This is a genomic window from Sphingomonas sp. 3P27F8 (assembly GCF_005502745.1).
Taxonomy (GTDB): Bacteria; Pseudomonadota; Alphaproteobacteria; order Sphingomonadales; family Sphingomonadaceae; genus Sphingomonas.
In genome coordinates this window covers 272,094-291,143 of sequence record NZ_SCNL01000003.1, presented here as the reverse complement: position 1 = coordinate 291,143, position 19,050 = coordinate 272,094, and the positions used below count along the sequence as shown (strand labels likewise).

Below are 19,050 nucleotides of genomic sequence, written 5' to 3'. Positions count from 1 at the left end.
GTCGCCTGCCTATTTCGGCACCTGCACATAATTCAGGCCGCGCATCGCCTGCATCATCGCGCCGTCCCATTCGGGCGGGCATGGGATGGAGCCGATCGCCCAACCCATTATATCGACGTCCTGCTCCTCGAGCAGCGCCTCGAACCAGTCAAGCTCCTCAGCGCTCCAATCGAGGTGGTGCGCGTCGAAGAAGCCGCCGATCATCAGGTCGGCCTCGCGCACGCCGCGATGCCAGGCGCGGAACTTCAGGCGTTTCAGGCGTATTGCGTGGTCCATCGGTCCTCAACGTCAATTGCCCGGCGGGCGCTGGCGGCGCGCGTCGGGTGCGGGTAATGCGCCATGTAGTCATGAGACCCGATATCCTCAATCCGCTGTTCGCCGAGATCACCGCGCTGAAGGGCGTCGGGCCGGCGCTGGCGAAACCGCTCGACCGGCTGGGAATCGCGCGCGTGATCGATCTGCTGTTCCACCTGCCGAGCGGCTGGATCGATCGCTGGCCGCGCGAGACGCTGGCGGCGAGCGATGCGGGGCGGATAATCGCGATCACGCTTACCCCGAAGGATATACGAAGCAGTGGCGGGGCGCGTGCGCCGACGCGGGTGAGTGCGGTGGATGTTGCGGGGAACCACGTCAGCCTCGTCTATTTCGGCGGATCGTCGGGTTGGGTGCGCAAGCTCTATCCGATTGGCGACGCGGTGCGCATCTCTGGTAAGCTCGAAAGCTATGGTCAGGAACTACAGATCGTTCATCCTGACATCGAGGGGGACGACGGGTTTCGCGAGCGTGAACCGATCTATCCGCTGTCCGAGGGGATAACCTCGCGCCGGCTCGGCGGGCTGATCCAGCAGGCGCTCGAGCGCGCGCCCGATCTCCCGGAATGGATCGAGCCGAGCCTCAAGGCAAAGCGCAACTGGGTGGGCTGGCGCGAGGCGATAACACGAATTCATGCCGATCCCTCGGATGCGGTGGCCCGCGCGCGACTGGCCTATGACGAGGTGTTCGCCAATCAGCTCGCGCTCACGTTGGTGCGTGCGGACACGCGACGGCGGCGCGGACGGGCGCTGCGTGGCGACGGGCGGCTGCGCGACATGCTGAAGCTGCCCTATGCGTTGACCGGCGCACAATCCAGGACCGGGCGGGAGATTGAGGGCGATCTGGCGCAGGAGGCGCCGATGTTGCGGCTGCTGCAAGGCGACGTCGGCTCTGGTAAAACGCTGGTGGCGACGATGGCGCTGCTGATCGCGGTTGAGGCAGGCGCGCAGGGAGCGATGCTCGCGCCGACGGAGATACTGGCGCGCCAGCATTACGAAACGCTGCGGCGCACGCTTTATGGTATGCCGGTGGAGGTGGCGGTGCTCACCGGCCGTGACAAAGGCCGTGTGCGGGAAGCAACGCTGATGGGGCTGGCGGACGGCTCGATCGATATTCTCGTCGGCACCCATGCGATCTTTCAGGAGGCGGTCGGTTATCGCGATCTCGGTCTGGTGGTTGTGGACGAGCAGCATCGCTTCGGCGTGGCGGAACGGATGGCGCTAACGGCGAAGGGGCGGACGACGCCGCACGTGCTGGCGATGACCGCTACCCCGATCCCGCGCACGCTGACGCTCGCGCAATATGGCGAGATGGATCAGAGTCATCTCGACGAAATGCCGCCCGGCCGCGAGCCGATCGAGACGCGCGTCATCAGCGAGGAGCGGCTCGGCGAGGTGGTCGAGGCGCTCGGCCGGCATCTCGCTGAGGGTAAGCAGGCTTATTGGGTCTGCCCGCTGGTAGAGGAAAGCGAGAAGAGCGATCTTGCTGCGGCAGAAGCTCGCGCGGCTGCACTGGCGGGGCGCTTCGGCGACCGCGTGGGATTGATCCACGGACGGATGAAGGGGCCGGAGAAAGACGCGGTAATGGCAGCCTTCGCCGCCGGTCGGCACGGCGTACTGGTGGCGACGACGGTGATCGAGGTGGGCGTGGACGTGCCCAACGCCACGCTGATCGTGATCGAGCATGCCGACCGCTTCGGGCTGGCGCAGCTTCACCAGCTTCGCGGACGTGTCGGGCGTGGTGGGGGGCATTCGGTATGCCTGCTGCTGCGAGGTCGTGCACTGTCCGAAACCTCGCGTGCACGGCTGGCGCTTATGCGCGACACCAATGACGGCTTCCGTATCGCGGAGGAGGATCTGCGGCTGCGCGGGGGGGGCGAACTGCTCGGCACACGCCAATCCGGCGAGGCCGTGTTCCGCATCGCGACCGCCGAGCAGCTCGGTGAGTTGCTGCCGCCCGCGACCGACGATGCCAGGCTGCTGATCGATCGCGACGGTGGCCTTTCGGGTGAGCGCGGGCAGGCGGCCCGAACCGCGCTCTATCTGTTTGAGCGGGAGGCAGGCGTGGCACTGTTACGGTCCGGCTGACCGATCAGATCTCGCGGAAGCTTTCCACCTCGCGCGCCGGGCCATGCCCGCTGGGCGCGTGGGGCGGTTCGATCGAGACAGGCTCGGCGCGGTCGAATCCACCCTCCCATTTCGCGATTACCGCGCTGGCGACGGCGTTGCCCACCACGTTCGTGGCGCTGCGACCCATGTCCAGAAAGTGATCCACCGCAAGGATCAACAGCAGGCCCGCCTCGGGGATATTGAACATCGGCATCGTCGCCGCGATCACCACGAGGCTGGCGCGCGGGACACCGGCGATGCCCTTCGATGTCACCATCAGCACCAGCAGCATCGTGATCTGGGTCGCCAGTGGCAGATGAATGCCATAGGCCTGTGCCACGAACAAAGTCGCGAACCCCATGTAGATCATCGAGCCGTCGAGGTTGAACGAATAGCCCAGCGGGAGCACGAAACTGGCGACGCGCGGCGGCACGCCGAAGCGATCCAGTGCCTCCAGCATGCGCGGATAAGCAGCTTCCGACGAGGCGGTGGAGAAGGCCACCAGCAAAGGCTCGCGCACATAGCGGACCAGCTCGATAATGCGGCGCCCGATAAACAGCGCGCCGATCGCCAGGAGCACCAGCCACAGGATGAACATCGACAGATAGAAGGTGCCCATGAAATAGGCGAGTTGGCCGATCACCTTTGGCCCGCGCTCCGTGAGCGTGCCGGCGACCGCCGCGAATACCGCGAACGGGGCGAAGCGCATCACATAATCGGTGATCTGCAACATCACATGGACGAGCGCGTCAATCGCTCGCACCAGCGGAGCGGCTTTCTCTCCAACGGCGGTGATCGCCACGCCGACGAAGATGGAGAAGATCACGATCTGCAGGATTTCGTTCTTCGCCATCGCATCCACCATCGAGCTGGGGAAGATGTGGGCGATGAAGTCCTTGAGGTTGAAAGCGGCGGTCTCCACCCCGCTGGCGGCGCTCGCTGCGGGGAGCGCAAGATGAACGCCAACACCGGGCTGGAACAGGTTGACGAGCGCCAGCCCCAGCCCCAGCGACAATAGGCTGGCCGATATGAACCAGGCCAGGCTCCGCGCGCCGATCCGGCCGAGTGCCTTGGTGTCCCCCATCTGCGCGATGCCGGAAACAAGCGTGGCAAAAACGAGCGGCGCGATTATCATCTTGATCAGGCGCAGAAACACCGTGGTGACGATCGAGAAATAACCGGCCAGCGATTCCAGCCGCGCCTGCGATGCGCTGCTTCCGTCCGCCAGCGACATGTTCAGCGCCAGTCCGCAGACGAGTCCAAGGACCAGCGCGATCATGATATAGGTGGTGAGCCGCTTGCTCATGAAAACTCCCGGAGAAACCGGTGCGAACGCAAAGGGGATTGCGGTCGCGCGGTCAAGCACCGTATCGGTTCGCACCATGCTGATCGATCGCTATCTGCCGACGCGCCGGAACCTGCTCGGTGCCGCCGCGCTGTTGCCGCTCGCTAATCTCGCCGGCGTGGTCCGCGCCGCGGAGCCGGATCTGGCAGAGTTGAAGAACATCACCCTCGCTTTGAAGCCGATCGACATCACCGAGCGGGCCGCCCGGCTCCGTCGCGCCCAGGCGCTGATGCGGGAGCATGGCATCGGTGCGATCGTGATCGAGCCGGGATCGAGCATGATATACTTCACCGGCGTCGTCTGGTGGCGCAGCGAGCGTCTGACTGCCGCGATCATCCCGGTTGAGGGCGAGCCGTGCATCGTGACGCCCTTCTTCGAGGAGCCTTCCGTACGCGAAACGCTCGCGGTCCCGGCGGAGGTGCGCGTGTGGCAGGAGGATCAGAACCCGCTGGCGGTGGCCGCCGGCTTCCTGCGCGATCGCAAGCTCGCCGGGCGAGCGATCGGCATCGAGGAGACTACGCGCTTCTTCGCCTCCGATGGGTTGGCGAGAGTGCTGCCCGAAGCAAAGCTGGTTTCCGCAAATCCGATCGTGCGCGGATGCCGCATGATAAAGACACCAGCGGAACTGGCCTTGATGCAGGCCGCTACCGACGTCACCATTGCAGCCTATCGCTGGGTTCATCCGCGCATCGAGAACGGCATGACGGGCGAGCAGGTCGGCGCGCTGATGACCGCGGCGACACGGCGCCTTGGCGGCAATACGGAATTCTCGATGGCGCTGATCGGCGAGGCGTCGGCCTATCCGCATGGCAGCCGCGAAGTTCATCGTGTTTCCGCTGGGCAGATGATCCTGATGGATTGCGGGTGTACGGTGCAAGGCTATCAGTCCGACGTGTCGCGTACCTGGGTTCACGGCGGCGCGAGTGCCGCGCAGCGCAGATTGTGGGGGCAGGTTGCCGAGGGGCAACACATCGCGCTCGCCGCGGCGAAGATCGGCGCGGCGGCGGGGTCGGTCGATGACGCGGTGCGCGCGGCCTACACGAAGTGGGGATATGGGCCCGGCTACAAGCTGCCCGGCCTCTCTCATCGAACCGGCCACGGCATCGGCCTGGATGGCCACGAACCGGTGAACCTGGTCCACGGCGAAATGACGCCGCTCGCCGCCGGCATGTGTTTCTCGAACGAGCCGGGCATATACATTCCCGGGCAATATGGCGTGCGGCTGGAGGATTGCTTCCACATGACACCGGATGGCCCGCGCTGGTTCAGCACGCCGCCGCGCTCGATCGACGCACCGGTATAGACACGGCACTGTCGTTCCGATTATGTTCCGGTGATGGTTGAAGCTGCTGCTGTTGCTCTGGCGGGCATTGTTTTAGGGCTCGCACTGGGCTGGATGATCGGCCGGCGCGATGTCGCGGGCCTTCGAGCCGAGCGGGATCAGCGCGCCGAGGAGTTCAAGCAGGCGATCGTCGATCTGGCGGGCGCGTCCGAGCGCGCAAAGGCGGCGGATGCACTGCGCACCGAACTCGATGCGATCCGAACCGAGCGCGACCATGCCCGCACCGAGCTGGCCCGCCGCGAAACCGAGGCGGCGGCGTTCGAGGCGCGGATCACCGAATTCAAGGCGGCCAAGGACGATATGGCGGGGCGCTTCCGCGAGGTTGCGGGCAATCTGCTTGGCGAGGCGCAGAAGGCATTTCTCGAACGCGCCGACGAACGTTTCCGTCAGTCCGAGGAGACGGCGGGGCAGGGGCTGAAGGCGTTGCTTCAGCCCGTCACGGAGCGGCTCCAGCGTTATGAGGAGGGCGTCGCCAAAGTCGAAGCGGAGCGGCGCGATGCGTTCGGATCGCTTTATGGCCAGATCGAGGCGATGCGTATCGGTCAGGAATCGGTACGATCAGAGGCGCAGAAGCTGGTCAATGCGCTACGAGCCGCGCCCAAGGCGCGCGGGCGCTGGGGCGAGCAGCAGTTGCGTAACGTTCTGGAAACGTGCGGACTTTCCGAACACGCCGATTTCGCCATGGAAGTCAGCGTCACCGGCGACGATGGCGAGCGACTGCGTCCCGATGCCGTGGTGCGTGTGCCCGGCGGCAAATCGCTCGTGATCGACGCCAAGGTGTCGCTCAACGCCTATCAGGATGCCTTCGCGGCGGTCGATGAGAAAGACCGGCAGATTGGCCTCACCGCGCACGCCAATGCGATGCGAGCGCACGTCAATACGCTGGGTGCGAAGGCTTATTGGAACCAGTTTCCCGATGCGCCGGATTACGTCATCATGTTCGTCCCCGGCGAACATTTCCTCTCCGCCGCTCTGGAACACGACCCCACCTTGTGGGATGCGGCGTTCGAGAAGCGCGTGTTGCTGGCGACGCCAACCAATCTGATCGCGATCGCGCGCACGGTATCCGCCGTGTGGCGGCAGGAAAAGCTGGCGGGCGAGGCGCGGCAGATCGGAGCACTCGGCAAGGAATTGTACGACCGGCTGGCCAAGGCAGTTGGCGATCTTCGGGTGGTGGGTAGTGGGCTCAACACTGCGGTCAAGAACTACAACACGTTCGTCAACAGCTTTGAATCCCGCGCGCTGGTTAGCGCGCGTAAGTTGCGCGATCTCAATATCGAACCGGGTGCGCGCGAGATCGAGGCGATCGTTCCGGTCGAACTGCTTGCCGGCCATGTCGAGGAAGACGCGGATCGACTCGCGGTTGAATAAGCGCGGGTGGCGTTTGCCTTAGTGCGCGCGACGTGCCGAGGCGCGAGCATCCAGCAGCTGCCACAGCCCGCGGTGCTGAGCGAGTAATTGCTGCGCGCCGAACGTAACCGCGCGTCGCATCGCCATGCCGCCGCCCAGATCGTCGAGCAACGCCCGTGTTTCGCGGTCGGTGGGCAACGGACTGCGCTCGGGCAAGATGCCGACGCGCTCGCCCGCAATGACGAGAATACTGCGTATCGAGATCCAGTCGAGCAGGAAGGCCGTCGCGGCGCCGATCGCGCAACCGACGCGATTCGATTCGGCGAGCATCGTCAGCGCATGGCGCTGCGCGACGATCGCCGCTTCGGTTTGTGCCTGACCTGGCGTGGAGGGCTGCGGCCCGACCGCCGCGGTCAACGCCGCCAGCATAGCGCGTTCCGCATCGAACATGGACGCGCTGGACATCAGCCATTCACGCATCTGGCCCGAAGAGCCAGGTGCGACGCTCGCTTGCTCGATAATGCTGGGAGCCATCCCGTGCAGCGCGCAAACCGCATGCACGGCATCCGCAAGATCACGCAGCGGCGTTGCCGGATGCGCGAGCGCGATCGGCCAGCTCGCGCTGGCTGTCCCGTCCGCATCGATCAATGCGGTGACGGCATCGCCCAACCGGGGGGCTGCGGAAATCAACACTGTTTGCACGGTCGTCCCTTACACGGCACGTCTCATCGCTGGGTAAAGCGATCAACGATCATCAGCGGCCGTTCTTAGCGGAACGATGTAAAGACGGGGTTTATGCGCAGGTGCGCACGATCGTCACGGCCAGCTCCTCGATACGGGCAGAGATCGCTGTTCCAGCGAGACCGATCGTGACGGGGAGGGGCGAGGCACCGTGGACCAGCAATTCCGCATCCACCCTTCTTGGACCCTCGCCGCTGGCCACAGCCTCGATTGCCTCACCGGCCTCAACGCGGCTGGCGACCGTGAGCAGCGATACGAAACGCGCGTTTGCAAGCGCTTCGGGCGAAATGCCGGTCAGTTGCGACAGCGCCGGCGTGGGCGCGACAATATAGCCGCGAGGGCTGAGGCGAACGCAGACAGCCCCCGCCGCTGCGTTCGACAGGGTCGACGCGAGCAGCATCGCGCGTGCGACCAGCAGTTCCTGCTCGGTCGTCTGATCTATCGCGCGCAAAAGGCAACCGTTCGGGAAGGGAGACAGCTCGCATCGGAAGCGTCGCGTGCGAAAGGCGTCGGGGATGATCTCGATCGTCTCGGCGATACCGCCGTGAGCGACACGCAATATCGCATCCTCTATCATCTGACCCGCGGCTACCGCCAGCCCGGTTGCGCGCGTGCCGGGCCGTGTGGCCTCGCCGAACCGCGCCCTTGCCGCACGACTGGCGATAGAAACGCGCCCATTTCGATCAAAAATTATATTGATCGCTTCGTCGCCGTCGAGGAGCGCGGCCAGAGCAGTGTTGTCGTCGGAAGTTGTCGCTGCCAGCGGGGCGCACAGCGCCTCGATCACGTCGATCGAGGTTAGCACAAAACGTGGGCGGCCGCGATGCAGGACATAGACGGGCTCGCGCGCCGCGCGCTCCTGCCAAAGGCCGAAGTGGCGAACAAGCTGCGATGCGGTGACGCACTGCTGCTCACCCCGGCGGATCGGTTCGATATCGCTCATAGGGGCGAGTTGATCGCCGATGCGACCCGCCGGCAAGCGAGCATCTCCGTTTCGGATTGGTCGGGATCGGCAGATTGCGTCGCTTTCAGCCGAAACGGAGGCAATTGGTGAAAACCTTCCTGTGCTGTGGTGCGCGCAACGCCGAACGTTGTTCGTGTTTCACGCAGCAACGTCGGTTGGCGCGATCGACCGTAATGTAATCGCGGCCGCCTAGAAGAATGATGCCGGCGATCGAGATGTCCACCTTCATCTCCGGCAAGAAGGCGCTTCCGGGCACGGTCCCTCGTCCGACGCCTTCCACTTCGTCACATCGCCCTGTCCAGGGGCGTGCGTGTCATCCCGGCGGCGGCTTCGTCCACCGCCGCCGGGGCTTTTCCGGGAGATTGAGATGCCTCGTTCGTTGATTCTGCTGCTGGGATTCTCTTCCGCCATGGTGCCCGTGCCGGCGACCGCGCAGACCCTGCTCGACGTGATCGGCTCGCTCGCGTCGCTCGATACTCGCGTTACCCTGCAGGCTGGATCGATCACCGTGATCGATGGCCGGGTGACGACCAATACGCAGGCGATCACGCAACTGGAGGTGGATCGCGCGAATTTGCTCGATCGGCTCGCGGCAATCGATGCTGCGGCGGGCACGGTCGCGAGCAGTTTGCAGGCGCAGCAACAGCTATTGGCCGGCCTGACCGGTCAGTTGCAGGCATCGGCCGGTGTCGCCGACGCGCTCAGCCTGAACCTCCAGGCCCAGGGATCTGCTGTGGGCGCGCTCGACACGCGATTGAATGCTGCCGTCGATCTCGTGACCCAGCAGGGCGCGCGGATCGAGATCGTCAATCAGGTCGCGCTGGCAGCGCAGGACGCGGTGGTGACGCTGCGCGGCGATGTGGATGCGGGCCGGGCAGGACTGGTCCGTCAGGCCGATCGCGACGCACCCGTCACGATCGCTTCGCAGAGTGGCGGTACATCGGTATCTTTCGCGGGTTTGTCGGGCGATCGCCGGCTGACGGGCGTCGCAGATGGTGTTGCTGCGAACGATGCTGCAACCGTGGGGCAACTCAACGCTTCAAGCGCGACGACGCTGGCGACAGCGAACGATTATACCGATCGTGCGGTAGCCGAGACGCTTGACCGCGCCACCGTGGCCAGCCGTCAGATGATCGCGGCGAACAATGCCGAGTTGCGGCGGGACATGAGTGCGCTCGCTGCCGGTTCGAATGCCTTGTCGGCATTGCCGCAGGCGTTCATTCCAGGACGGGGGATGGTCGGCGCAGCCATCGGTGGCAGCCGCGGGCAAACCGCATTCGCGATGGGCCTGTCGAAAGCCTTCGTCGGCGAAAACGCGCCGGTGATCCGCGCGGGCGCTGCCGTTGACACACGGCGCGGCGATCTCAGTTACAACGCCTCGGTCGGCATTCACTTCTAAGCCGAAAAAGGAAGGGCGGCTCGCTGGCCGCCCCTCGCGCGATTACTGATCCAGGAACGAGCGCATCTTGCGGCTGCGGCTGGGGTGCTTGAGCTTGCGCAGCGCCTTCGCCTCGATCTGCCGGATGCGTTCGCGCGTCACGCTAAACTGCTGGCCGACCTCTTCCAGCGTGTGATCCGTGTTCATCCCGATGCCGAAACGCATGCGCAACACACGCTCCTCACGCGGGGTCAGGCTGGCAAGCACCCGGGTGACGGTTTCCTTCAGGTTCGCCTGGATAGCGGCATCTACCGGGATGACGGCGTTCTTGTCCTCGATGAAATCTCCGAGATGCGAATCCTCCTCGTCACCGATCGGCGTTTCAAGGGAGATCGGCTCCTTGGCGATCTTCATCACCTTGCGCACTTTTTCCAGCGGCATGGAAAGGCGCTCCGCCATTTCCTCCGGCGTCGGCTCGCGGCCCTGCTCATGGAGGAACTGGCGGCTGGTGCGCACCAGCTTGTTGATCGTCTCGATCATGTGAACCGGGATGCGGATCGTGCGCGCCTGATCGGCGATCGATCGGGTGATCGCCTGCCTGATCCACCAGGTGGCATAGGTGCTGAACTTGTAGCCGCGACGATACTCGAACTTGTCCACGGCCTTCATCAGGCCGATGTTGCCCTCCTGAATAAGATCAAGGAATTGCAGCCCGCGATTGGTGTATTTCTTCGCGATCGAGATGACCAGGCGCAGGTTGGCCTCGACCATCTCCTTCTTGGCGATCCGCGCCTCGCGCTCGCCCTTCTGCACCATATTGACGATGCGGCGAAACTCGCCGAGCGCCATGCCGGTCTGCTGCGAGATTTCCGCGATCTCGGCCCGGATGCGCTCGACCGTTCCCGCCTCGTTGGTGGCGAAGGCGGTCCATTTCTTATCGAGACCGTTCACCGTCTGGAGAAACGTGTCGTCGAGTTCATGGCCCATGTAGCGATCAAGGAAATCCTTGCGGTTGACCTTGTGGCGCTCGGCAAGGCGCAGCATCTGCCCGCCCAGCGCCGTCAGGCGCCGGTTGAAGCTGTAGAGCTGATCGACAAGATATTCGATCTTCGCATTGTGAAACTGAACGCTCTCCACCTCGGCGGTCAGATCCTCGCGCAGCTTCTGGTATTTCCGCTCCTCAGCGGCCGAAAGTTCGCCGCCGGCGCCCATCGCGTCCAGCCGCTGCTCCTGCATGCGCGAAAATTTCTTGTAGATCGCGGTGATATTGGCAAATTTCTCAAGCGCCTGCGGCTTAAGCGTTTCCTCCATCTGCGCGAGCGACAGGGTGTTGTCCTCGTCCTCGTCATCGGCCGGGCGACGCGCGCGGCGCTCGGTCATGTCATCGTCATCGTCAGCGGCGACTTCTTCCTCGGGCTCTTCTTCTTCCTTGAAGCTGGCGCCCGCGGTCTTCTCACTGATCTCCCCGCTGTCGTCCTCCTCGGCGCCCTCGACCTGTTCCGCCGAAGGCCCCTTCGATAGCATCGCATCGAGATCGAGGATCTCGCGTAGCTGCATCGTGCCTTCGTTGAGCGCGGTGGACCAGTCGATGATCGCGTTAAACGTGATCGGCGATTCGCACAGACCGAGGATCATGGTGTCGCGGCCGGCCTCGATCCGCTTGGCGATCGCGATTTCGCCCTCGCGGCTGAGAAGCTCGACCGCGCCCATCTCGCGCAGGTACATGCGGACGGGATCGTCGGTGCGATCGACCGTCTCCTTCTTCTTTTCGATGACCGGCGCATTTTCCTGGTCGGAGTCGACGGCATCGACCTCCTCCTCGGCTTCCTGCTCCTCGCCGTCCTCGCCCTGCTCTTCATTCTCGACGATGTTCACGCCCATTTCGTTGAGCGCGGACATGATGTCCTCAAGCTGATCCGAGGACATCTGGTCCTGCGGCAGCGCCTCATTGAGCTGGTCATAGGTGATGTATCCGCGCTTTTTTGCGCGGGCGATCAGCTTCTTGACGTTCGCATCGTTCAAATCGATCAGCGGGGCATCGGCCACGTCCGTCGTGTCGTCACCACCGCTACCGTTCACCTTCGCCATCAATTATCCTCGGCACCAAGAGCGCGGGCGTCTTCGTTCGACTGAACGAGATTTGCAAGCCGAAGCTCCAACGCCTGCTTTTCCTTCACTAACGCCACCTGCCGCTGAAACGCATCGTCGGTAAAGCGCGCCTGCATCGCGGAAGTTGCATCCGCAAGCGCCGCATTCACCTCGGGACCGGCAACCAGAATCGCGATTGCCTCGTCGAGGTCGGCGCGCGCCTGGCTTTCATCCCCTGTTCGCTGCGTAAAGCTGTATGGCATCGTATCGGCCCGAAGCAGGTCAGAAGCGACCGTATCGAAACCGGACTTTGCTAATATGGTCACAAGGCGCCGGGTATCAAGCGCGCGATCCTCAAGAGCGAGATCGACAACCGCCTCGAACAGCCGGCCGAGTGCGCCATCGACCATGCGCATGCCGCCAAGCACTTCCATATGGCGCGCGATCTCGGCGGGATGGCGGATCAGCCCCGCGAGAACTGCCTTGGCGAGCAACCGGTCGATACCGCCAGCGGCGCGCACCGCCTTCGCATCCTCGGTGATCGGCGGCGACGGTGGGGTCCAGCGCTGTCCGGGCCGACGATCCGCGCGTTGCATGAAGCCGCTACGCGATGTGAAATTTGGCCGCGCGCGCGAGAAGGCATCGTCGAAGCGATTGCGGAATTCGCTTTGATATTCGCTGCGCACCGATGGATCGGCGATCGATTGCGCGAGCTCGTTGAGGCGGCGGCGCAGGCCGGCGCGCTGTTCCGGAGTGGCGAGCGGCTCGGCGGCGAATTCGTGCTTCCACAGGCGATCGGCCAACGGCTCAGCCTCACGCACGAGAGTCTCGAACGCCGCAGGCCCCTTCGCCTTGACGAGATCGTCCGGGTCCTGACCATCCGGCAGGTTGAGGAAGGCGAGGCTGCGACCCGGCGCCAGCATTGGAAGCGCGCGATGCGCGGCGCGGATCGCCGCCTTCTGCCCGGCGTTGTCGCCATCGAAGCACAGGACCGGCACATCGACCATCCGCCACAGTCGATCAAGCTGATGCTCGGTCAACGCGGTGCCGAGGGGAGCAACGACTTCCGCGATACCCGCCTGCGCCAGCGCGATCACGTCCATATACCCCTCGACCACGAACACTCGGCCGGCTTTGCGCGCCGCGGGCGCGGCGCGATCGAGATTATAGAGCGTGCGCCCCTTGTCGAAGAGCGGCGTATCGGGGGAATTCAGATATTTCGGCTCGCCATCGCCGATCACACGGCCGCCGAACGCAATGACCCGGCTGCGCTGATCGCGGATCGGGATCATCAGCCGGCCGCGAAAGCGATCATACGGCTCTTTGCCCTCGACGCTGATGAGCAGCCCCGCATCGATCAGCGCGGTATCGCCATATTCCTTGAGCGCCGTGCGCAGCTTGCCGCGCGCGTCCGGCGCGAAACCGATGCCGAAATCCCGCAACGTTTCCGCTGCAAGCCCGCGCCGCTCGGCCAGCGCGCGCGCCTCGCCGCCGCCGATGCCTGCGAACTGGCTGACGAACCATGTCTGAGCCTCGGCCATCGCGTCATGCAGGCCGTTCTGCCGTTCGGCTTGCTTGGCGGCACGGGAATCGGGGGCCGGAAGATCCAGCCCGGCGCTGGCGGCGAGTTCCCTCACCGCGTCCATGAATGGCAGCCCGCGCTGGTCGGTCATCCAGCGAATAGCATCGCCGTGCGCCGAGCAGCCGAAGCAGTGATAGAAGCCTTTGTCGTCGTTAACGTAGAAGCTGGGTGTCTTCTCGTTGTGGAACGGGCAACAGCCTTTGTGCTCGCGGCCCGCCTTGGTGAGCTTGACCGTCTTGCCGATTAACGCGGACAGCGATGTTCGCGCGCGTAGCTCGTCAAGAAAGGCGGGGGAGAGACTCACACGCGCATTATAACCTATGCGCAGGAAGCCCCACCCACCGCAAACATTAAATTTTTCAGCTAAGTGCGGCCTTCACCAGTCCGCTTGCCTTGGACATGTCCAGCACGCTGGCGTGACGCGCTTTCAGTTCGGCCATCACACGTCCCATGTCCTTCATGCCGGCCGCGCCAAGATCTGCCTTGATCGCCTCGATCGCGGCCGATGTCTCGGCCGCGCTCATCTGCTGCGGAAGGAAGCGCTCGATCACCGCGACCTCGCGCTCCTCTGCGGCCGCCAGTTCTTCCCGGTCGCCCTTGCGATACATCTCGATCGATTCGCGGCGTTGCTTCACCATTTTCTGAAGCACTTCCACGACGAGTGCGTCGTCATCCGCCGGCGCGCCGCCGGTGCGCGCCTCGATATCGCGGTTTTTGATTGCCGCCTGGATCAGGCTGATCGCGGCGCGGGATTCCTTGTCGCCGGCCTTCATGGCGGCGATCTGGGCTTGCTTGATATCGTCTCGAATCATGAACGGTGAATAGCGCCCCGCGCTGCGTGAGGCGAGGGCGGTTGACGCGAGGGGGGCAAGGGCTTAGCGGGCGGGGCTTAGCGACATCGTAGATTTTAACGAACGGAGTGCCCGCCGATCATGGCCGACGCCAAGCCCTTTGACGTGCCCGAAGGCGCCACTGGCGTCCTCGTTCTGGCTTCCGGTGACGTCGCTTGGGGCCGAGGCTTTGGCGCGGAAGGCGAAGTGGTGGGGGAAGTGTGCTTTCACACCGCCATGACCGGCTATCAGGAGATCATGACCGATCCGTCGTTCGCCGGCCAGATCATCAACTTCACCTTCCCGCACATCGGCAATGTCGGCGCGAATCCTGATGATGTGGAGGCGGACGAGCCGCATGCGCTGGGCATGATCGTGCGCCAGGACGTGACCGCCCCATCCAGCTTCCGCAGCGTCGAGCGGCTGGACGGCTGGATGAAGCGGCACGCGCGCGTCGGCCTTTCCGGCATCGACACGCGCGCGCTGACCCGTCGCATCCGCACTGGCGGGGCACCCAACGGCGTGATCGCGCACTCCGCCAGCGGCAAGTTCGACGTACCGCTGTTGCTGGAAATGGCACGCGGCTGGCCGGGGCTGGAGGGCATGGACCTCGCCAAGGCAGTGACGACGCAAGCGCATTATGGCTGGGGCGACAATCGCGATGGAGGCGTGTGGCGCCTCGGCTTCGGCTATGCCGGGATCGACGGCAACGCGCGTCCGCATGTCGTCGCGGTGGATTACGGCAGCAAGCACAATATCTTCCGCAATCTGGTGGCCGCGGGAGCGAAGGTTTCGGTCGTGCCCGCCACCGCGAGTTTCGACGAGATCATGTCGCTCGGCCCGGACGGAATCTTCTTGTCGAACGGCCCCGGCGATCCGGCAGCGACGGGCGACTATGCCGTGCCGGTAATCCAGAAGCTGCTGGAGACAGGCAAGCCGCTGTTCGGCATCTGCCTGGGCCACCAGCTTCTCGGGCTGGCGGTGGGCGCGAAGACCACCAAGATGTTCCAGGGCCATCGCGGCGCGAACCATCCGGTGAAGCGGCTCAGCGACGGCGCGGTCGAGATCACCAGCATGAACCACGGCTTCGCGGTCGAGCGCGAGACGCTGCCCGCGAACGCGCGCGAGACGCATGTGTCGCTGTTCGACGGCAGCAATGCGGGGCTGGAACTGACCGACCGGCCCGCGTTCAGCGTGCAGTACCACCCGGAGGCCAGCCCTGGGCCGCAGGATAGTTTCTATCTGTTCGAGCGGTTTGTGGGGATGATGGGGTGACCACTCACAACTACAGCCGATACGTTGACGATGTGCTGCTCGCGGTAGCCGACAAGCAAATCGGTCCGAACTTGTTGCCGGTCAACGTGGACGAGTTGCACCATGAGTTGTTCTCAGATCGGCCAACGGAATGGGTTCAAGCTATTATCGGAGACTTGGAGGGCCGTGGCTACGGAAAGGACCGGGACATCCAAAATTCGAGAGTATTTTTGATAAATGGTAAAGGCCTCGCTCGAGTTGCCGAAATTCGAGAAGAGCGAAGGCCAAGAAATATTTTAGATTATTTGCGCGGCTTCTCTCGAAGTGATTGGATTGCCCTCGCAGCATTCGTTGTTTCCGTAATTGCATTGATCAAAGGCAAGTGATGCCAAAACGCACCGACATCTCCTCCATCCTCGTCATTGGCGCGGGGCCGATCGTCATCGGTCAGGCGTGCGAGTTCGATTATTCGGGCACGCAGGCGATCAAGGCGCTCAAGGAGGAGGGCTATCGCATCGTCCTGGTCAATTCGAACCCGGCGACGATCATGACCGATCCCGAGCTGGCCGACGCGACCTATGTCGAGCCGATCACGCCGGAGGTGGTCGCGAAGATCATCGAGAAGGAGCGGCCCGATGCGGTGCTCCCCACGATGGGCGGGCAGACCGCGCTCAACACCGCGCTCGCGCTGTTCCGCGACGGCACGCTGGAGAAGTTCGGCGTCACGATGATCGGCGCCGATGCCGAGGCGATCGACAAGGCCGAGGATCGGCTCAAGTTCCGCGACGCGATGGACAAGATCGGGCTGGAATCCGCGCGCAGCCACATCGCGCACAACGAGGCGGAAGCGCTGGCGGGGCTGGACAAGGTGGGCCTGCCGGCGATCATTCGCCCGTCGTTCACGCTGGGCGGCACCGGCGGCGGCGTGGCCTATAACCGCGAGGAATTCATCGAGATCGTCCGCAAGGGCCTCGATGCATCGCCCACCACCGAGGTGCTGATCGAGGAATCGCTGCTCGGCTGGAAGGAATATGAGATGGAGGTGGTCCGCGATCGGGCGGACAATTGCATCATCATCTGCTCGATCGAGAATGTCGATCCGATGGGCGTCCATACGGGCGATTCGATCACCGTCGCGCCGGCGCTGACGCTGACCGACAAGGAATATCAGATCATGCGCAACGCGAGCATCGCGGTGCTGCGTGAAATCGGCGTGGAAACAGGGGGTTCCAACGTACAGTTCGCAGTCAATCCGAAGGATGGCCGGCTGATCGTGATCGAGATGAACCCGCGCGTCAGCCGCTCCTCGGCGCTCGCATCCAAGGCCACCGGCTTCCCGATCGCGAAGGTCGCGGCCAAGCTTGCGGTGGGCTATACGCTCGACGAGATCGAGAACGACATTACCGGCGCGACGCCGGCGTCGTTCGAGCCGACGATCGATTATGTCGTCACCAAGATCCCGCGCTTCGCGTTCGAGAAGTTCAAGGGCGCGGAGGCCGTGCTGGGCACGGCGATGAAATCGGTCGGCGAGGTGATGGCGATCGGCCGCAACATTCACGAATCGATGCAGAAGGCACTGCGCGGGCTCGAGACGGGGTTGTCCGGCTTCAATCAGGTCGATCGTCTCGTTGGCGCGCCACGCGCGGAGATCGAGGCGGCGCTGGCCAGCCCTACGCCGGATCGGCTCCTGGTCGCGGCGCAGGCGCTGCGCGAGGGCTTCACCGTCGCCGAGGTGAACGCCATCGCCAAATACGATCCGTGGTTCCTGGAGCGGATCGCGGAGATCGTCGCGGCAGAGGATCAGGTTTGCCGCGAAGGTCTGCCGATCGAGGCTGGCGGGATGCGGCGGCTGAAGGCGATGGGTTTCTCGGACAAGAGGCTGGCGTGGCTGGCGCTGCAATCAGCGAACCTGCGCGGAATGGAGCGCGGCATCGCGCGCGGCTCCGGGCTGATTCACGAGGCGGTGGTCGCGATGACCGGGGGCGTGACCGAGGAAGAGGTTCGCGCGCTGCGCCACCGGCTGGGCGTGCGCCCGGTGTTCAAGCGAATCGACACCTGTGCCGCCGAGTTCGACGCCAAGACGCCATATATGTATTCGACCTACGAGGCCCCGAGCTTCTGCGAGCCGGAGAATGAGGCGCTGCCCTCAGAGCGACGCAAGATCGTCATCCTGGGGGGCGGCCCCAATCGCATCGGGCAGGGGATCGAATTCGATTATTGCTGCTGCCACGCGTGCTTCGCGCTGGCAGATGCCGGGTTCGAGACGATCATGGTCAATTGCAACCCGGAAACGGTGTCGACCGATTATGACACGTCCGATCGCCTCTATTTCGAGCCGCTGACCGCAGAGGACGTGCTTGAGATATTGCATGTCGAGCAGACGGTGGGTGAGTTGGTTGGCGTGATCGTGCAGTTCGGCGGGCAGACCCCGCTCAATCTGGCGCGAGCGCTGGAAAAGGCGGGTATCCCGATCCTCGGCACTTCGCCCGACGCAATCGATCTGGCGGAGGACCGCGAGCGCTTCGCGGCGCTGGTGAGCCGCTTGAAGCTGCTCCAGCCTTCAAACGGCATTGCGCGCAGCCGCGAGGAAGCGCTGATCGTCGCCGAGCGGATCGGTTATCCCGTGCTGATGCGCCCGAGCTATGTGCTCGGCGGGCGTGCGATGGAGATTGTCGATGGCCCGATGCAGCTCGAAGATTACATTCAGACCGCCGTGCAAGTGTCTGGCGATGCCCCGGTTCTGATCGATCAGTATCTCCGCGACGCGATCGAGGTTGACGTCGATGCGATCTGCGATGGCGACGATGTCGTGGTTGCTGGCGTGCTTCAGCATATCGAGGAGGCCGGGGTTCATTCCGGCGACAGCGCATGCTCGATCCCGCCTTATTCGCTGTCGAGCGAGATCGTCGCCGAAATCGAGCGGCAGACCGAGGCGCTGGCGCGCGGGCTCGAGGTGCGTGGGCTGATGAACATCCAGTTCGCGGTAAAGGATGGCAACGTCTATCTGATCGAGGTCAACCCACGCGCCAGCCGCACGGTGCCGTTCGTCGCCAAGGCTATCGGCGCGCCGATCGCGAAGATCGCCAGCCGCGTGATGGCCGGAGAGAAACTACGTGATCTGCCAAAGATTGACCGCAGGATTGACTATTTCGCGGTGAAGGAGGCGGTCTTCCCGTTCAACCGTTTTCCAGGCATCGATCCGGTTCTGTCGCCCGAGATGAAGTCCACAGGTGAAGTAATGGGGATCGCACGCGATTTTACCACGGCTTTCGCCAAGTCGCAGCTTGGTGCGGGGATGGTGCTGCCGACATCCGGTGCGGTATTCGTCAGTGTAAAGGATGGTGACAAGGCGCATATCGTGCCGGCTGTGCGCGATCTGGTCGGTGCGGGTTTCTCGATCGTTGCGACTGGCGGAACGGCGGACCATCTCGAAGCTGCCGGTTTGCCAGTGGAACGCGTCAACAAGGTGGCGCAGGGGCGCCCGCATATCGTTGACCGTATCAAGGATGGCGGCATCGATCTGATCTTCAACACCACCGAGGGATGGCAGAGCCTGAAAGACTCTCAGCCGATCCGCGCCGCAGCGCTAGGGCAGAAAATTCCGTATTTCACCACCGCCCCGGCATCGGTAGAAACCGCGAAGGCAATTGCGACTTCCGCGCTGCGCGACCTTGAAGTCAGGCCATTGCAGTCTTATTATTCGCAGGCGCACAATTGATCCCAGACATTGCAGGATAGTGCGAGGCAGCGGGTACG

The 19,050-nt window shown here is 63.9% G+C and carries 15 protein-coding genes; 7 read left to right on the top strand and 8 right to left on the bottom strand.

Translation table 11 applies throughout. From position 1 onward, the window contains the following. Nucleotides 1-9: 9 nt before the first annotated feature. Nucleotides 10-276, bottom strand: a complete 267-nt coding sequence (locus tag FFS35_RS06035) for a succinate dehydrogenase assembly factor 2 (RefSeq protein ID WP_137786216.1) — start codon at nucleotides 274-276, stop codon at nucleotides 10-12. Between the two features lie 71 nt (nucleotides 277-347). Here FFS35_RS06035 and recG point away from each other — a divergent pair, with 71 nt between their 5' ends. Further along, entirely contained in the window at nucleotides 348-2,399 is a 2,052-nt protein-coding gene (recG, locus tag FFS35_RS06030) for an ATP-dependent DNA helicase RecG (protein ID WP_137786215.1), read from the top strand. A 4-nt stretch (nucleotides 2,400-2,403) separates the two neighbouring features. Here the strand turns inward: recG and FFS35_RS06025 are convergent, their stop codons facing one another. Further along, nucleotides 2,404-3,726: a dicarboxylate/amino acid:cation symporter gene (locus FFS35_RS06025; protein ID WP_137786214.1), complete on the bottom strand. Its 1,323-nt coding sequence runs from the start codon at nucleotides 3,724-3,726 to the stop codon at nucleotides 2,404-2,406. A gap of 76 nt (nucleotides 3,727-3,802) precedes the next feature. Here FFS35_RS06025 and FFS35_RS06020 point away from each other — a divergent pair, with 76 nt between their 5' ends. Next, nucleotides 3,803-5,068, top strand: coding sequence for a Xaa-Pro peptidase family protein (locus FFS35_RS06020; RefSeq protein ID WP_137786254.1), 1,266 nt, complete (start codon nucleotides 3,803-3,805; stop codon nucleotides 5,066-5,068). Between the two features lie 33 nt (nucleotides 5,069-5,101). Further along, complete coding sequence (gene rmuC / locus FFS35_RS06015; RefSeq protein ID WP_137786213.1) at nucleotides 5,102-6,478, top strand: DNA recombination protein RmuC; 1,377 nt, start codon at nucleotides 5,102-5,104, stop codon at nucleotides 6,476-6,478. 18 nt (nucleotides 6,479-6,496) lie between these two features. On the opposite strand, the gene FFS35_RS06010 is transcribed toward rmuC, so the two are convergent. The 3 genes from FFS35_RS06010 to FFS35_RS19915 form a co-directional block, all read right to left on the bottom strand. Further along, on the bottom strand, nucleotides 6,497-7,159 hold the full coding sequence (locus FFS35_RS06010) for a hypothetical protein (RefSeq protein ID WP_137786212.1): 663 nt from the start codon (nucleotides 7,157-7,159) through the stop codon (nucleotides 6,497-6,499). Between the two features lie 91 nt (nucleotides 7,160-7,250). Beyond that, nucleotides 7,251-8,141, bottom strand: coding sequence for a hypothetical protein (locus FFS35_RS06005; RefSeq protein WP_137786211.1), 891 nt, complete (start codon nucleotides 8,139-8,141; stop codon nucleotides 7,251-7,253). Nucleotides 8,142-8,226: 85 nt separating this feature from the next. After that, nucleotides 8,227-8,385 (bottom strand): hypothetical protein, encoded by a 159-nt coding sequence (locus FFS35_RS19915; protein ID WP_171007527.1) that lies wholly within the window; start codon nucleotides 8,383-8,385, stop codon nucleotides 8,227-8,229. A 144-nt stretch (nucleotides 8,386-8,529) separates the two neighbouring features. Here FFS35_RS19915 and FFS35_RS06000 point away from each other — a divergent pair, with 144 nt between their 5' ends. Beyond that, nucleotides 8,530-9,561, top strand: a complete 1,032-nt coding sequence (locus tag FFS35_RS06000) for a YadA-like family protein (RefSeq protein ID WP_137786210.1) — start codon at nucleotides 8,530-8,532, stop codon at nucleotides 9,559-9,561. A gap of 42 nt (nucleotides 9,562-9,603) precedes the next feature. On the opposite strand, the gene rpoD is transcribed toward FFS35_RS06000, so the two are convergent. From rpoD to FFS35_RS05985, 3 genes are read right to left on the bottom strand one after another with little or no spacing between them, the layout of a single operon-like run. Further along, complete coding sequence (rpoD, locus tag FFS35_RS05995; RefSeq protein WP_137786209.1) at nucleotides 9,604-11,628, bottom strand: RNA polymerase sigma factor RpoD; 2,025 nt, start codon at nucleotides 11,626-11,628, stop codon at nucleotides 9,604-9,606. Further along, nucleotides 11,628-13,514, bottom strand: a complete 1,887-nt coding sequence (dnaG, locus tag FFS35_RS05990; RefSeq protein WP_137786208.1) for a DNA primase — start codon at nucleotides 13,512-13,514, stop codon at nucleotides 11,628-11,630. Before dnaG ends, rpoD begins: the two co-directional genes overlap by 1 nt. A 55-nt stretch (nucleotides 13,515-13,569) precedes the next feature. Beyond that, nucleotides 13,570-14,022 carry a GatB/YqeY domain-containing protein gene (locus tag FFS35_RS05985; protein ID WP_137786207.1) on the bottom strand — a complete coding sequence of 151 codons (453 nt, stop codon included), beginning with the start codon at nucleotides 14,020-14,022 and terminating at the stop codon, nucleotides 13,570-13,572. A gap of 120 nt (nucleotides 14,023-14,142) precedes the next feature. On the opposite strand from FFS35_RS05985, the gene carA reads away from it, so the two are divergent. The 3 genes from carA to carB are packed head-to-tail and all read left to right on the top strand — an operon-like array spanning nucleotide 14,143 to nucleotide 19,012. Next, complete coding sequence (gene carA / locus FFS35_RS05980; RefSeq protein ID WP_137786206.1) at nucleotides 14,143-15,315, top strand: glutamine-hydrolyzing carbamoyl-phosphate synthase small subunit; 1,173 nt, start codon at nucleotides 14,143-14,145, stop codon at nucleotides 15,313-15,315. After that, the gene (locus tag FFS35_RS05975; RefSeq protein WP_137786205.1) at nucleotides 15,312-15,680 is read left to right on the top strand and encodes a hypothetical protein; all 369 of its coding nucleotides are present in this window, start codon (nucleotides 15,312-15,314) and stop codon (nucleotides 15,678-15,680) included. Before carA ends, FFS35_RS05975 begins: the two co-directional genes overlap by 4 nt. Next, complete coding sequence (gene carB, locus FFS35_RS05970; RefSeq protein ID WP_137786204.1) at nucleotides 15,680-19,012, top strand: carbamoyl-phosphate synthase large subunit; 3,333 nt, start codon at nucleotides 15,680-15,682, stop codon at nucleotides 19,010-19,012. Before FFS35_RS05975 ends, carB begins: the two co-directional genes overlap by 1 nt. Nucleotides 19,013-19,050: the final 38 nt, after the last annotated feature.